Here is a 15,065-nt window from a genome sequence, read left to right on the forward strand (position 1 = left end):
GGTCCGAACCCCTTCGGGCCGGCCGACGAGTGAACCGCGGGCCGTCGAGGTGCCGCGGAGACAACCACCGCGCTGCCCCGAGCGGGGCAGGTACGCACGGCACGCCCCTGGGAAGGGCCGGGCCGGGAAACGGAACAGACGAACATGACCGCAGAGCACGCCGCCACCGGCCACGGTGAGCTGGACGCCGCCGACTACGCCGAGTTCATGGCGCTCGCCGCCGAGGAGGGCTTCGACCTCGACGGCTTCGACGCCGGGGACGGCGCCGAGCATGTCCGACTGCCGGTGCTGGCCGTGGTCGGCCGGCCCAACGTCGGCAAGTCCACCCTGGTGAACCGCATCATCGGCCGCCGCGAGGCCGTCGTCGAGGACAAGCCGGGCGTTACCCGCGACCGGGTCACCTACGAGGCCAGCTGGAACGGCCGCCGCTTCAAGGTGGTCGACACCGGCGGCTGGGAGATCGACGTCCTCGGCATCGACGCCATGGTGGCCGCCCAGGCCGAGCTGGGCATCGAGCAGGCCGACGCGGTGCTGTTCGTGGTGGACGCCACCGTCGGCGCCACCGACACCGACGAGGCCCTGATCAAGATCATCCGCCGGGCGGGCAAGCCGACCGTCCTGTGCGCCAACAAGGTCGACGGCCCCTCCACCGAGGCCGAGGCCGCCTACCTGTGGTCGCTCGGCCTCGGCGAGCCGTTCCCGGTCTCCGCCCTGCACGGCCGCGGCTCGGGTGACCTGCTGGACGCCGTCATGGACGCGCTGCCCGAGGCCCCGCCGCAGACCTTCGGCGACGCCGCCCCCGGCGGCCCGCGCCGCATCGCGCTGATCGGCCGCCCGAACGTCGGCAAGTCCAGCCTGCTGAACAAGGTCGCCGGCGAGGAGCGCGTCGTCGTCAACGAGCTGGCCGGCACCACCCGCGACCCGGTCGACGAGATGATCGAGCTCGGCGGCAAGACCTGGAAGTTCGTGGACACCGCCGGCATCCGCCGCCGGGTCCACCTGACCGCCGGCGCCGACTTCTACGCCTCGCTGCGCACCGCCTCCGCGCTGGAGAAGGCCGAGGTCGCGGTCGTCCTGATCGACGCCAGCGAGACCCTCGCCGAGCAGGACACCCGGATCATCTCGATGGCCGTCGAGGCCGGGCGCGCCGTCGTCGTCGCCTACAACAAGTGGGACCAGCTCGACGAGGAGCGCCGCTACTACCTGGAGCGCGAGATCGAGCGCGACCTCGTCCAGGTGCAGTGGGCCCCGCGGGTCAACGTGTCGGCCAAGACCGGCCGGCACATGGAGAAGCTCGTCCCGGCGATCGAGACCGCGCTGGAGGGCTGGGAGACCCGCATCCCGACCGCGCGCCTGAACGCCTTCCTCGGCGAGCTGGTCGCCGCCCACCCGCACCCGATCCGCGGCGGCAAGCAGCCGCGCATCCTGTTCGGCACCCAGGCGGGCATCCGTCCGCCGCGCTTCGTGCTGTTCGCCTCGGGCTTCCTGGAGGCCGGCTACCGGCGCTTCATCGAGCGCCGGCTGCGGGAGGAGTTCGGGTTCGTGGGGACGCCGATCTCGATCTCGGTGCGGGTCCGGGAGAAGCGCAGGAAGAAGTAGTAGGGGAGAGGGAACGGTCGGTCCGCTGACCGACCGACGGCCGGAGGGCCTCGCCACGGTGGTGGCGGGGCCCTCCGGTGTTTTGGGGGTGGTGCGGGCCGGGTTCGGCGGGGCGTGGTGGGGCGCGGTGGGGCGCAGTGGAGCCGGTGCGGGGATACGTGCGCGGGGCGTGGGCCGGGCGTCAGTGGAGCTCGACGGCGGGGCCCGGGGGCAGGGAGAGCATCTGGCGGTGGCGGCCGCCGGAGGGCCGGGTGGGGACGAGGCCGGTGACCGTACCCGTCACCGGGGCGGGCGCGGGCGGCGCCGGGGGCACCGGCGCGGGGACCGACACCGGGTGCGGGGCCGCGCCCAGGTAGCCGGCCGCGACCCAGCCCTGTCCGTTGGTGAACTGGGCTGCGGGGACGGCGGGTTGGTCCTGGGCGGGGATCGCTGCGGCGCGGCCGGGGGCGTCGCCGGTGGGGGCGGTGGAGGTGGCGGGCTCGGGGTGGCCGACGGAGTGGCCGTGCCCGTGGCCGTGGTGGTGGCCGGTGGCGGGACCGCCGGTGTGGGAGTGGGAGTGGGAGTGGGAGTGGGAGTGGGAGTGGGAGTGGCTGTTGGCGTGGGCACCGGGCTGGCCGCCGCCGTGGCCGTGTTGTTGGGCGGGGGTGTGGCCGTGCGGTTGGGCCGTGGCCTGGCCGTGCGGTTGGCCGCCGGTGGGGCCGGGGCCTTGGTGCTGGTGGCTCGGCATGAACTGGGGGAGTCCCGGCGTCTGCCCCGCGAGGGTGTGGAAGGCCTGCTGCTGGGGCGGGTACGGGCGCTGCTCGCCGACCATCGGGTAGCCGTCGCGGACCGCGAAGCCGGTGAACTTCAGGTCCTCCTCGCCCGAGCGGTCGCCGGGCAGGGCACGGAAGAGGCGCCGGTACTCGGAGTACAGCTCGTCGTAGATCGGCGTGGCGGAGTGCGGGTGCTCGGCGTCGTACGACGGGCGCATGCCCGGGATCGAGCGCGAGGCGGTGGCGGACCGGCCGGGGGACGCGGAGACGTCGTAGCTGTACACGTAGGGGCCAACGAGTGAGAGGGGCGGGGGATGCGGGGGCGGGAGCGGGGGCGCTTCCACACGCCGGAGTGCGGGGCGGGCGGCCGCGCCGGGTGGGGAGCGGGCACGCCGGGGGTGCGAGCGGGCGCGCCGGGGCGGGGCGCGGGTCGGCTCGGGTCGCCGGGGCTGGTCGGGCCGCGGGGGCGGCAGGCGTTCGCCGGAAGGCGGCCACGGGGGTGGGTGGCCGCCTTCCGGCGGGTCGGGGCGCGGAGGCGGGGGAGGCGGGGACGCGGGACGCGGGGGCGGATCAGGTGCCGGCGAGCGGGAGGGAGGCGGCGACCACCTGGCCCAGCGCCACCGCCCGCTCCAGCGCCTGGCGCAGCAGGTCCTCGCGGGGCTGGCGGCCGACCATGCCGGCCGGGACGGCGTACATCGTCACCTCGGACAGCTGGCTCGCGGCCATCCGCCAGGCGTCGGTGACCTGGAGCGGCTGGTGCGCCTGCCACCAGCCGGTGCTGCCGCCGGCCGCGGCGGGCTGGAGGATCGCGTGCAGCTTGCCCATCGCGACCAGGACCGACCAGCCGGGCAGCTGGTCCGGGGTCTCGTCCAGATCGGTGACGGGCTGGAAGCCGGCGTCCTGGAGCAGATCCAGGAACTCGTCCTCGCCCGAGGTGCTGCCGGGCCGGCCGACGGGCCCGGTCGGCTCGACCACCAGCGAGGCGTGCCCGACCTTGCCGTGCAGCACCAGTCCGCAGGTGATGCCGAGGATGGCGGCCTGACCGGGGGCGGTCGGCTGGGTCGGGGCGGGGCCGACGGGCGCGGCCGGGGCCGGTGCGGGGGCGCTCGGTGCGACGGCGGGGGTGCCGGGGAAGCCGGGGAAGCCGGGGGCACCGGGAACGCCGGGGGCGGCGAGGTCGGGGCCGCCGCCCGGCTGGGACTGGCTGATGCTGCGGACGGCGCCGACCAGCTGCTCCTCGGCGACCGGCACGACCTGGGAGGGGATGCAGCGGGCGTGCGCGAAGGCGAGGACGGCGGTCTCCTCACCGACGAACAGCACGGTGCTGGTGGGCTCCACGTGCGTGTCGCCGGGGGTCCGGCAGGAGGTGCACTCGTAGCTGTCGGGAGCGCGGTCGCCGCCTAGCAGGCGGTCGGCCTCGTCGTCGCCGATCTCGGACCGGACCTCGTCGCTGACGTCGAGCATGCGCGGCACAGGGTCTCCTCGGATGGGTGTGGATGGCGGTTCGCGGGCGGACACGGGGAGGTCGCCATGCCCAACGGGCCCTTGTGTCGGGCGTCACGGGTGCCCGTCGAGGCTGACGGGAATTGCCTCGGATCCGACCGCGCGGCGTGTTGTCGTGGTCGCAATCTGTCGATGTGGGTGCCGGGACTGCCGGAATCAAGCGGTGAGGTGAATCACGGAATCCGGGTGTTTGATCTAGGAAACAATGGCCAAACCCGACATTTCGGGCGTGATTCCCTGGTCATTACCGCCGGTAACCCTTGGCTGAGCTGGGCGGACCGTTGAAGTTTTGGCTTCCCCGTCGACCGCCTCGTAGCTTCTTGGTCGGCGCAACGAGCGCCACCCGGGTTCACCCCCGACGCACGGCCCCCCGGTCCGCCGGGCGCGGCAGGTGCCCGCCGACACGATCGCTCGAACAGGTCGTCGGCGCGCGGCTGGGTGACCGGGGCGGCAGCGGCACGTCCGATACGTGCACGGCCGTCCGACGGACGCGGCAAGCGAACGCGGCCCCTCACGGGGTCTGGTTCCGCATGCCCGCCCCGGGGCTGTCGAGAGGAACCTCATGACCTTCCGTAACGAGACCGCCGCTGCCACCACCTCCACCGCCACCAAGCGCAACCGCGTTCGGATGGCCGTCGTGGCGGGCGCCGCTGTCGCGGCCCTGCCGGTGGCCGGCCTCGTCACGGCCACCTCGGCCTCCGCCGCCTCCGTCGCCACCTGGGACGCCGTCGCCCAGTGCGAGAGCGGCGGCAACTGGGCCATCAACACCGGCAACGGTTTCTACGGCGGTCTGCAGTTCACCTCCAGCACCTGGGCCGCCTTCGGTGGCACCGCCTACGCCTCGCAGGCCAACCTGGCCACCAAGGCGCAGCAGATCGCCGTCGCCGAGAAGGTCCTCGCCTCGCAGGGCCCGGGCGCCTGGCCCGTCTGCTCCGTCAAGGCCGGCCTGACCAAGGGCGGCGCCCCGGCCGCCGTCGACACCTCGGCGGGCTCGACCGCCGCCAAGCCGGCGCAGGCCCCGAAGGCCGCCGCCAAGCCGGCCGAGGCCCCGAAGGCCGCCCCCAAGGCCCAGGCCGCGCCGAAGAACGACGCCGTCGCGCCGAAGGCCGCCGCCAAGGCCGACGCCCAGAAGTCCGCGCCGAAGGCCGACCAGGGCGCCAAGTCCTGGAACCGCTCGAACGACGCCAAGCCGGCCGCCAAGGGCAGCTACACCGTCAAGGCCGGTGACACCCTGAGCTCCATCGCCGCCGCGCAGGGCCTGGACTGGCACGACCTGTACCAGAACAACGCCAAGGTCATCGGTGGCAACCCGGACCTGATCCTCCCGGGCCAGACCCTCAGCATCTGAGGTCCGCTCGGGCGCCTGGGGCCCGGTGCGTAGCCGGTACCGGCTACGCGGGCTCCGGCGGTACGTCGGCGCCGCCCTGCGGTGCCGCCCGCACGGGCGGCGATCTGCTGACGTGGCGATGTGCTCGGCTTCCACGGCCGCTTCTCCGCCGCGCGGGTTCCTCCCGCCGGTCGGGGGAGCGGCCGTCGGCGTTGCGCGGGGTGCGTGGGGTGCGCGGCGTTGTGGGGTGTTGTGCGGTGTCTCGCATCGTTGACGCCATTCACAGCGCTTACGGCGGTTTCGAGGTCTACCGCGTTTGTGGCGTTCGGCCGAGTGCGTGGGCGAGGGGCGGGCGGCGCGCCTAGGGTCGGCTGCCATGCCACCTTCATGTGATGAGCGCTCAGGTCTCGGCCGGTTCGTGGTGGGCGCGGGCACCGCCGTGGCGGTGCTGCTGGCCGTCTCGTCGGGCGGGGTACGGGCCCGGGCGGCCGTCCGGGTCGCCGACCTGGTGTGGGACGAGCTCGCCGACTGCGAGAGCGGCGGCGACTGGCGGGCGGACACCGGCAACGGCTTCTACGGCGGCCTGCAGATCCGGCCGTCCACCTGGGCGGAGGCCGGTGGTCCGCGCTTCGCCGACCGGCCGGACCACGCGAGCCGACGCGAGCAGACGACCGTCGGCGAGGAGATCGTCCGCCGTCAGGGGTGGGAGGCCTGGCCGTCCTGCGCCCGGGAGTTGGGGCTGCTCGGGGGCGCTCCCGCGGCCGGCGCCGGGGCTGGGCCCGGATAGCCGCGGTGCGGGAGGATGGTGGGGTGATCCAGGACGAGCTGTTCAGCGATCCGGGCGGGTCCGCGGGCGCGCGCGAGCGCTCCGAGCCGGCCCCCGGTGCCGTCCTGCTCCCCGGCTGGCTGGACCTCGACGCGCAGCGCCGCCTGGTCGCGGCCTGCCGGGAGTGGGCCCGTCCGCCGGCCGGTCTGCACACCGTGCGGATGCCCACCGGCGGGATGATGTCCGTCCGGATGGTGAGCCTCGGCCTGCACTGGTACCCGTACGGGTACCGGCGGGTCGCCGAGGACGGCGCGCCCGTCAAACCGTTCCCGCCGCTGCTCGGTGACCTGGCGCGCAGGGCCGTCGCCGAGGCGTACGGGACCGCGCTGGGGGAGGTCGCGGGCGCGGCGTCGTACGAGCCGGACATCGCGATCGTCAACCACTACGCCCACGGTGCGAAGATGGGCCTCCACCAGGACCGCGACGAGCGGGCGGACGCGCCGGTGGTCTCGCTCTCGCTGGGCGACGGCTGCGTGTTCCGGCTGGGGAACACCGAGACCAGGACCCGGCCGTGGACCGACCTGGAACTGCGCAGCGGGGACCTGCTGGTGTTCGGCGGCCCGGCCCGGTTCGCGTACCACGGGGTGGTGCGGACGCTGCCGGGGACGGCCGATCCGGCGCTGGGGCTGGTCGGGCGGCTCAACATCACGGTGCGGGAGTCGGGGCTGGGGGAGTAGGGGGAGGGTGGGGTTCGTCGGGGCTGCTGGCCTACTCCTCTCCTCGTTCACCCGGTTACGCGTCTACTCGTCTACTCGTCTACTCGTTCGAGTGAACTGGAGGCTTCGGACCGATGCGCGGGAATGACCCGGGTCGCCGGAGAATTCGAGTGAGCTGGAGAATTCGTTCGGAGTCCGAGAGGAAGCGTGCGCATGGGAACCCCCGTCGACGACCTTGTCGATCTGCTCGACCTTGAGCAGATCGAACTCAACATCTTCCGCGGGCGCAGCCCCGAGGAGGCGCTGCAACGGACGTTCGGCGGCCAGGTCGCCGGGCAGGCGCTGGTCGCGGCGGGGCGCACGGTGGACGACGAGCGCCCGGTCCACTCGCTGCACGCCTACTTCCTGCGCCCCGGGGTCCCCGGCGTGCCGATCGTCTACCAGGTCGACCGGATCCGCGACGGCCGCTCCTTCACCACCCGCCGGGTGCTCGGCATCCAGGGCGGGCGGTCGATCTTCGCCCTCACCGCGGACTTCCACAGACCCGAGGAGGGCGGCATCGACCACCAGTACCCGATGCCGCCCGTCGCCGCCCCCGAGGACCTGCCCAGCGCCCTGGACGAGGTCGGCTCCCGGCTCGGCGAGCTGCCCCCCTTCATCAGCCGCCGCCAGCCCTTCGACATCCGCTACGTCGACCGGCTGCGCTGGACGGAGGAGGAGCTGGAGGGCGTCGAGGCGCGCAGCGGCGTCTGGCTGCGCACCAACGGCTCGTTGCCGGACGACCCGCTGATCCACGTCTGCGCCCTCACATACGCCAGCGACATGACGCTGCTGGACGCCGTCCGCGCCCCGGTCGAGCCGCTGTGGGGCGAGCGGAACTTCGACATGGCCTCGCTCGACCACGCGATGTGGTTCCACCAGCCGTTCCGGACGGACGACTGGCTGCTGTACCAGCAGGAGTCCCCGATCGCGCACGGCGCGCGCGGCCTGGCGCGCGGGCAGATCTTCGACCGGCACGGCCGGCTGGTGGTGTCCGTGGTGCAGGAGGGGCTGTTCCGGCCGCTGAAGCGCCGCGACGGGTAGGTGGTCGTGGGGCCCGGTGGTGTTGCCCGGCGTTGCCTCGTGTTGTGCCCCGTGTCGGCGCGCCGCAGCCGTGTTGCGGTTTCGGCGGCTTCGGGTCGACGGGAATGATCCGTCCGCGTGGACGGTGTTGTGGATGACCGAGACGGGCGGCCCGAACCGCGGGCCGTCCGCGGACCGACCGGGAGGGTGAACCGATGACGGCGACTGCCGCGGAGGACTGGAAGCACTGGAGCGACGGCCGGGCGGCGACGGTGAGCGCGCCGCACGGCCAGCTCGCACTCACCGGCACGCACTGGCTGGAGCCCGAGCCCGCCGAGATCCCGGGCCTGCCCGGGCGCTGGTGGGCCGACGCCGAGGGCGTCCGGGTCCGGGCGGAGACGTCCGACGGCATCACGGTCGACGGCGCCGACGCCCCGGTGGACGGCGAGGCGCTGCTCCGGCCGGACAGCGACCCGGCCGCCGACACCGCCACCCTGGGCGCCCTGCTGCTCGTCCCGATCGAGCGCGAGGGCGAGCTGGCCCTGCGGGTCTTCGATCCGGCCTCCCCGCGCCGGGCCGCGTTCGCGGGCATCTCCGCCTACCCGTACGCGCCCGAGTGGGCCGTGTCCGCCGTCTTCACTCCGTTCGAGGACGGCGACGCGCGGTCGGTCGTGGTCCCGAACGCCGACGGCCGGGAGCGTCCGCTGGCCGTCTCCGGGCAGATCGCGTTCACCGTGGCGGGCGAGCACCGGACCCTGACCGTCAGCCGGTCGGGCCGGCGGCTCAGCGGCGTGATCGCCGACGCGACCAGCGGCATCGACACCTACCGCTTCCGGTTCATCACCCTGCCGGCGCCGGACGCCGACGGCCGCACCGTCCTCGACCTCAACCGGGCCTACCTGCCGCCGTGCGCCTTCTCGGACCACTTCATCTGCCCGTTCCCGCCGCCGGGCAACCGGCTGGACTTCGCGGTGGAGGCGGGGGAGAAGCAGGTGCTGAACCGGTAACGGGTGGTGGGGACGGCGGGTCCGCTGGGGCGGGCCCCGGTGCGGGGCGGCCCCGGGGTGGAGCGGAGCATGGGGGGTTATGTCGAACAATCAACATTCCACTCCGTCCCCCTCACCCGCCCCGTTCGGCTCCGCCCCCTCGTCTCCCTCCTCCGCCTCCCCGTCTTCCCCCTCCGCCTCCTCTGCGCCACTCTCCAGTCCCTCGTCAGGGGGCGGACCGGAGCCGGAGGCGGCCGCCGACTCAGCCTGGTACCGGCGGGCCTTCGCCGACCTCAGCCCGCTGCGCGACCACGCCGACTACCGCCGGGTCTGGGCCGGGCAGGCCGTCTCCTCCATAGGCCAGCAGATGACGGCCGTCGCCGTCTCCGTCCAGGTCTACGACCTGACCGGCTCCGCCTTCGCGACCGGCCTGGTCGGCATCTTCTCGCTCGTCCCGCTGGTCGTCTTCGGCCTCTACGGCGGCGCGATCGCCGACACCGTCGACCGGCGCCGACTGGGCCTGATCGGCTCGGCCGGTCTGGCGGCCGTCTCCGCCGTCCTGGCCGCGCAGGCGCTGGCCGGCCTCGGCCTGGTCGCCGTCCTGTACGCCGCCGTCGCCGTCCAGGCCGGCTTCTTCGCGATCAGCTCGCCCGCCCGCTCGGCGATGATCCCCCGACTGGTCCCCAGCCACCAGCTCCCGGCCGCGAACGCGCTGAACACCGTCAGCATGAACCTCGGCCTCACCGTCGGTCCGATGCTCGGCGGCGTCCTCATCGGCGCCTACGGCCCCCAGGCCGCCTACCTGATCGACACCGTCGCCTTCACCGGCACCCTCTACGCGATGTGGCGCCTGCCCGCCATGCGGCCGCTCGGCGACCGCAAGGGCCGCGCCTCCGTCCTCGACGGCCTCCGCTTCCTGCGCGAGCAGCCCAACCTGCGCACCAGCTTCCTCGCCGACCTGGCGGCCATGGTCTTCGGCATGCCGCGCGCCCTCTTCCCGGCCATCGCGGTCACCTTCTACGGCGGCGACGCCGGCACCGTCGGCCTACTGGTCTCCGCCCCCGCGGTCGGCGCCCTGGTCGGCGCGCTCTTCTCCGGCTGGGTCGGCCGCGTGCACCGCCAGGGCGTCGCCGTCCTCGCCGCCGTCGCCGCCTGGGGCCTGGCCATCGCCGCCTTCGGCGCCCTCCACAACCTCTGGCTCGGCCTCCTGCTGCTCGCGGTCGCGGGCTGCGCCGACACCGTCAGCATGATCTTCCGCAACACGATGATGCAGGTCGCGGCCCCGGACGAGATGCGCGGCCGCCTCCAGGGCATCTTCATCGTGGTGGTGGCCGGCGGCCCCCGCCTCGGCGACTTCGAGTCCGGCACCGTCGCCGCCCTCACCAACCCTGCCACCTCCGTGATCACCGGCGGCCTCGCCTGCGTCGCCGCCGTCCTCCTCCTCGCCGCCCGCCGCCCCGCCTTCCTCACCTACGACGCCCGCCACCCCACCCCCTGACCCCACCCACCCCAGAACCTGGCAGCGAGCACCCCCCGACGTGCTGTATTGTTTTCCACGTCGCCGGGACAACCGGAGACAAGGTCGAGAAGCCCACAGCAGAGCCCCCCAGGCCCCGCTGCAGGCACCGAGACCACGGGACGTGGCGCAGCTTGGTAGCGCACTTGACTGGGGGTCAAGGGGTCGCAGGTTCAAATCCTGTCGTCCCGACTTGCGAATCCGCAGGTCGGAGGCCGTTTCCATCTGAGGATGGGGGCGGCCTTTTTTGTGCGTGTCACGGGGTGATGGTCGCAGGGTGGTCGCATCTCGTCCGGCCGCGGACCGCAGCCGGGCGCGGGCTGACCTGGTCAACTCGCTGCTGTATGGCTGGAGTTGGCGCACGTGGCCCGATCGGTGGCCGGATCGTTAACCACTCACGACATCCTGTGGCGGGTGACCTCGCGTCGCGGGGTTGACGCGGCCGGGCGTGAGCATTATTCAATTTGTGAACCTTCTTCCGCTCTGTCCGGATTTTCTGGGCCAGATGTCGGCGCGGGGGTGGCCCCGCAGGGCGAAGGTCTGCGACCACCATGCGACCACCACGTAGGCGGGAGCCGCCCTGGCCAGGCGGTCCTCCTTGCTGGGGCGCAAAGGGGCTCGGCAGGCCGCGGGCTTCGGGAGACGGTGTGCTGAGGGGTGGGGCGCGCCGGGTGCGGCTGGGGCAGATCTTTGGCGATGACGTGCCCCTGGGTTCGCTGGGTTCCCTCCTCCTGGACTGCTACAGCGTCCCCGGGGGCCGGGCTGTGCTTCACGGTGACCGGGCATGCCCCCAGTTGGGGTCCGGTGCGCGGCTGGGCCGTGTCGGGCTCCCGGCCGGGCCGTTGTGCGGGTCCTGCGCGTGGATGTTGCCGGCAGACCATCCCGTGAGCGAGTTTGCGGTCGCGGTGGCAGGGCTGAGAACTCCCGCCGTGGTGGCGGGCGACGGGCCGGCGGGGCTGGCGCCGACACCAGGGCCTGCGGGCGGTGAGCCGGCCCAGGCGGTGCGGGTGTGGCGGCGCGCGCAGACGCGCGCGCTTGAGGGCTTCGCGGCCGCTGCCGCTTTCCCCTGGCTGGAGTCCTGGGCAGGGCCCAGGCTGTCCGCGCTGACCGGCGCGGTCGAGCAGGCTCGCGCAGCGGTTGCCCGCCGCGTCGACCCTCGTGAACTGCTGACGGCTGCCTGCGTGGCGGCCCTGCCCGTGCCGGTCGGCCTGCGGGAAGGGCTGCCGACGTGTGCAGGGAGCTGGGGGGTTGACGGGGAGTGGCTGCTGCTGGAGGCGTGGATGCGCTGGCAGAGCGCCTGCGCCGAAGGCGAGGCGCAGGTGGCGGACTGCGTACGGGCGGCGTCCGCAGCGGTCTACGAAGCGTTCGGCAGACGGCGCAAGGCACGTGATGAGGCGCTGGACGCTGTCCAGCGCCTCATCACGGCCTCAACCGACCAGGCACGGCGGCTCGCTGAAGAGGAGAACGCCGAGCCCGTACACCTGGTTCAGATGGCGCTCCCACTACTTGAGACGGAGCCGTTCACCGGTCGGGAGCACGATCCGCTCACCTTCTGGCAGGCCAGGGTGATCGCGGTCCACCAGAGCGGCGTCGACTGGCCGGCCGGCCAGGTCTCGCTCGCCGCTCCCCGGGCGGTGTCCGATCTGCTCCTGGGCGGTTGACTCCCGGGCCGGTCAAGCAGCGTGGCGGGGCTGGAAACCGGGCCAGTCCTAAAGGTCCGTGGCAGCCAGTTCGTAGGCATGGGCGAGCGCGTTGACCGCGTCGTCGGCCGCGTGCTTGAGCAGGTGCCCGTAGATGTTGATGGTCGTCGCGATGGTCGAATGACGCAGGGCCTTCGACACGATCGCGATCGACACCCCGGAGGTGATCATGATGGTCGCCACCGTGTGCCGCAGATCGTGAATCGTGATCTGCGGCAGCCCGGCCTCGGCCTGGCGGTGCCGCAGCTGGTCCAGGACGTACTGCGGACGCAGCGGAGCTCCGTCGACGCCTGCGAAGACGAGTCCACGCAACGGCGCTCCCGGTGGCAGCAGAGACTGTTGGTAGTCGGCCTGGCGCTGCAGCGCGGCCAGGACCCGTGGATTGACGCTGACCCAGTTCCGGCTCGCCTTGGTCTTCGGCGCGCACAGGTGCAGTTCGTTGTTGTCGATGGTGGCCAGCGTCCAGCGGACGAAGATCTTGAGCTCCATGAAGTGGACGTCCTCCCAGTGCAGCCCCAGCACCTCCCCGCGCCGCATCCCGGTTCCCAGCATCACCTCGAACATGTCGGCGACCTGGTCGCGGTAGTACAGCTCGTTGTGACGCAGGAACGCCGCCGCCTGCACCGCGGTCCAGCACAGGCGCTCGGCCGCCGCCGGCCGCGCGCCGATGGCACCCTCGGCCGCGTTGTAGCCGATCAGACGCTCCTTGTGGACGGCATGATTCAGGGCACTGCGCAGCGTCGCCCCGAGCCGGTAGACCGTCGGCGCGCCGCGGCCCTGATCCCGCAGGTCGGCCTGCCAGGCGGCGACATGCCGGGAACGCAGGTCCTTCAGCCGCATCCGGCCGAACACCGGAAGAAGCTCCTGGCGCACGCACTTGGCGTAGGAGGCTGCAGTGGACGGCTTGAGCGTCCGCTCCTTCAACGCCACCCACTCCAGGAGGAACGCACCGACCGTGAGCTTGCGGTCCTCGAACACGCCCGTCGCCTCCGCGTTCAGCACGCACTGCAGCGCGTACACGGCATCCTCCCGTGTCCCGTAACCGCTGCGCCGCCGGGTGCTGCGTCCCTCGCCGTTCGTCGGCATGTCCACCGCGTACGCCCAGCTCCCGTGCCGCTCATCCGCCGCCAGCCGCGGGCAGCGCGCCCCGATCGGACGTCGATCCGCACCCCGGCAGCCACAGCGCCGGTAGACCCGCCCACGCTCGAACTCAGCCCCACTAGACGCCATTGAACTCTCCCTTCACGCAAGCAACTTCCTTCACATGAGTGCCTACTCGGCAGCCGCGAAGTCGCACTGAGCAAAGGAGCGCGAAGCACACCCACAGCGCACGGAACGGTGCTCGCCCCAACCCAACCTGGAGCCAGGTTTGACCCTCGGGGGCGTGTAAGCGTTCCTTTTACAGACCCGGCTCTGGCGCGAGTTTCGTGATTTGGCGCGCTGGCCAGGCTTCTACGGATCCCGCGCGGCGATGACGTCGACGGCATGTGCGTGCCCAATGTCATCGTCTACGCGCCGACGCGCACACGTGCACTCCTGGCGCCAACAGGCTGGTCGTGAATCGGCTTTGTCTCATGGTATCCCCGTCTACGAGCCGCCCATCGGGCAGCAGGAGCGGCCCGCTGAATGCGGTGGTGAACCCGAGGCCGGGACCGGCGACGCTCTCTCGGGGTCGGCATGAAAGATCCGCACTCTGACAGGGAGGTTTGCGGCTGTACTCGCACAACCAAGTGGGTCTCGCAGGCTGCGGCCACCCGACCGCCGAGTTCGAGGGATGCCGGGAACCACTCTGAGGAACCCAGCGTGATAACCGGGTGGTTCACGTACAGGCCGAGCCCAGCGATTTGCATGAGCGTCCCTTTCCTCACCTCTCACGACGGTCAGCTCCGGAGAGTACAGACGGGCGCTGATCGCCGACGTCCAGGACGAGGTCGCCTTCTACAAGACCTTCGATGACCGCCCTCTGGATCTGGACCCCGTAGGTCGCCAAGCGCATGCGAAGCCTGCTCCCCGACCTGGAAGACGCCGTACGACGCGGCGCGCAGGTCACTCTTCGTCTGGGATCAGAGCGACCAGAACCAACAGCGCTTCATGGAGTACCTCGACGACCTCAAGGCCGTCACCCCCTCGGTGATCCCAGTCACGTCATATACCAGAAGATCGTCGTTATCGACGAGGACCGTACTCCTCGGCAGCCTGAACTCCCTCTCCCAGAGCCACTCCCGCGAGATCATGCTGACGGTGCGAGGTTCGCACTTCGCCCGCAGGTTCCTTGAGCACGAGCACGCCGAGGACTTCGCCCGCCCTCCGAGATGCGCCGGCTGCCAGGGAGACCAGCTCGACCTCAAGCGAGGCAAGGCCGGCTGGTACTGGCGCTGCTTCGACAGGGCGTGTCCCGCCCGCAAGGGTGGCCGAGGGCGGACCGTCCCAGTCCCGGGTTCACAACGTTCCAGTTCCAAGCGCGGAAGTCGCTGAACGGGGGCCAACCTCCAAGACCCTCACGGCAGGGGCTCACAGTGGCGGCGCCCGGACCTTGTGCCTGACCTGCGAGGTACGGGAAGGCGGTCACGACTTTCCCATCTTTCCGCAATCGCGCAAATTCTGGTTGGGTCTCCGCCTCCATTCGCCGGGCTTGCCTTGCTGCCGTCGCCGCCGACTCAATGGCCGACCGCGCAAACGCTCGGCTGGGAAACCCCAGCCGAGCGTTTGCATAAACTGCTCGCGGTCTGATTAAACCAGCCACGTGTCGCAGCGATCCCTAGAAGCTGCCCACAACCGATGGGGCTTCAGGTCGGCTAGCGAGATTTCCGATAGGTCAATCAATTGACTCATCGTCCTCTAGGCGAGTGAGGACTCCCTCTGGTCCGCCCGTCGCGAGGATGTCGCTGAGAACCTCGCAGATCCTGTCGATTCCAGCCTCCTTCACAAGTAGGAGGTCGGGGCAGTTGAAATACCTGCCATTGAAGCACTCTCCGGTCTCTTCCCATCGCCTCCAGATGGAAGAAATTTCGTCCAACGTAAGGACGGTCGCGCTCCATCGCGATCCATCCTCCAGCGTCAGAATTAGGTCCAAGTTCGACGCTTCGCCCGGCTCTTGGTTAAGAGCAATCATGAAGAGTGCGGAGGCGCTACCGATCC

General features: G+C 72.0%; 11 protein-coding genes and 1 tRNA gene. 9 read left to right on the forward strand and 3 right to left on the reverse strand.

The window, feature by feature from the left end; translation table 11 throughout:
- Positions 1 to 144: 144 nt before the first annotated feature.
- Positions 145 to 1,599, forward strand: coding sequence for a ribosome biogenesis GTPase Der (der, locus tag ACFY0X_RS28850; RefSeq protein ID WP_387758868.1), 1,455 nt, complete (start codon positions 145 to 147; stop codon positions 1,597 to 1,599).
- Positions 1,600 to 1,780: 181 nt separating this feature from the next.
- Here the strand turns inward: der and ACFY0X_RS28855 are convergent, their stop codons facing one another.
- Positions 1,781 to 2,635: a hypothetical protein gene (locus ACFY0X_RS28855; protein ID WP_387758869.1), complete on the reverse strand. Its 855-nt coding sequence runs from the start codon at positions 2,633 to 2,635 to the stop codon at positions 1,781 to 1,783.
- Between the two features lie 286 nt (positions 2,636 to 2,921).
- Entirely contained in the window at positions 2,922 to 3,824 is a 903-nt protein-coding gene (locus tag ACFY0X_RS28860) for a hypothetical protein (RefSeq protein WP_387758871.1), read from the reverse strand.
- Between the two features lie 592 nt (positions 3,825 to 4,416).
- Between ACFY0X_RS28860 and ACFY0X_RS28865 the strand changes: the two genes are divergently transcribed.
- From ACFY0X_RS28865 to ACFY0X_RS28900, 8 genes are all read left to right on the forward strand, one after another.
- The gene (locus tag ACFY0X_RS28865; protein ID WP_387758872.1) at positions 4,417 to 5,202 is read left to right on the forward strand and encodes a transglycosylase family protein; all 786 of its coding nucleotides are present in this window, start codon (positions 4,417 to 4,419) and stop codon (positions 5,200 to 5,202) included.
- Between the two features lie 355 nt (positions 5,203 to 5,557).
- Positions 5,558 to 5,968: a transglycosylase family protein gene (locus tag ACFY0X_RS28870; RefSeq protein ID WP_387758874.1), complete on the forward strand. Its 411-nt coding sequence runs from the start codon at positions 5,558 to 5,560 to the stop codon at positions 5,966 to 5,968.
- 26 nt (positions 5,969 to 5,994) lie between these two features.
- Positions 5,995 to 6,684, forward strand: coding sequence for an alpha-ketoglutarate-dependent dioxygenase AlkB family protein (locus tag ACFY0X_RS28875; protein ID WP_387758951.1), 690 nt, complete (start codon positions 5,995 to 5,997; stop codon positions 6,682 to 6,684).
- A 192-nt stretch (positions 6,685 to 6,876) separates the two neighbouring features.
- Entirely contained in the window at positions 6,877 to 7,746 is an 870-nt protein-coding gene (locus ACFY0X_RS28880; protein WP_387758876.1) for an acyl-CoA thioesterase, read from the forward strand.
- A 194-nt stretch (positions 7,747 to 7,940) separates the two neighbouring features.
- Positions 7,941 to 8,732 carry a DUF1684 domain-containing protein gene (locus ACFY0X_RS28885; RefSeq protein ID WP_387758877.1) on the forward strand — a complete coding sequence of 264 codons (792 nt, stop codon included), beginning with the start codon at positions 7,941 to 7,943 and terminating at the stop codon, positions 8,730 to 8,732.
- A gap of 79 nt (positions 8,733 to 8,811) precedes the next feature.
- A complete protein-coding gene (locus ACFY0X_RS28890) occupies positions 8,812 to 10,209 on the forward strand; it encodes an MFS transporter (protein ID WP_387758879.1) in 1,398 nt (465 codons plus the stop codon).
- 136 nt (positions 10,210 to 10,345) lie between these two features.
- Positions 10,346 to 10,419 (forward strand) — tRNA-Pro (locus ACFY0X_RS28895).
- A gap of 692 nt (positions 10,420 to 11,111) precedes the next feature.
- Positions 11,112 to 11,888 (forward strand): hypothetical protein, encoded by a 777-nt coding sequence (locus ACFY0X_RS28900; RefSeq protein ID WP_387758881.1) that lies wholly within the window; start codon positions 11,112 to 11,114, stop codon positions 11,886 to 11,888.
- Positions 11,889 to 11,936: 48 nt separating this feature from the next.
- Here the strand turns inward: ACFY0X_RS28900 and xerC are convergent, their stop codons facing one another.
- Positions 11,937 to 12,947: a tyrosine recombinase XerC gene (gene xerC, locus ACFY0X_RS28905; RefSeq protein WP_387758883.1), complete on the reverse strand. Its 1,011-nt coding sequence runs from the start codon at positions 12,945 to 12,947 to the stop codon at positions 11,937 to 11,939.
- Between the last annotated feature and the right edge of the window lie 2,118 nt (positions 12,948 to 15,065).

The sequence above is a fragment of the Kitasatospora sp. NPDC001547 genome (assembly GCF_042894165.1).
Taxonomy (GTDB): Bacteria; Actinomycetota; Actinomycetes; order Streptomycetales; family Streptomycetaceae; genus Kitasatospora.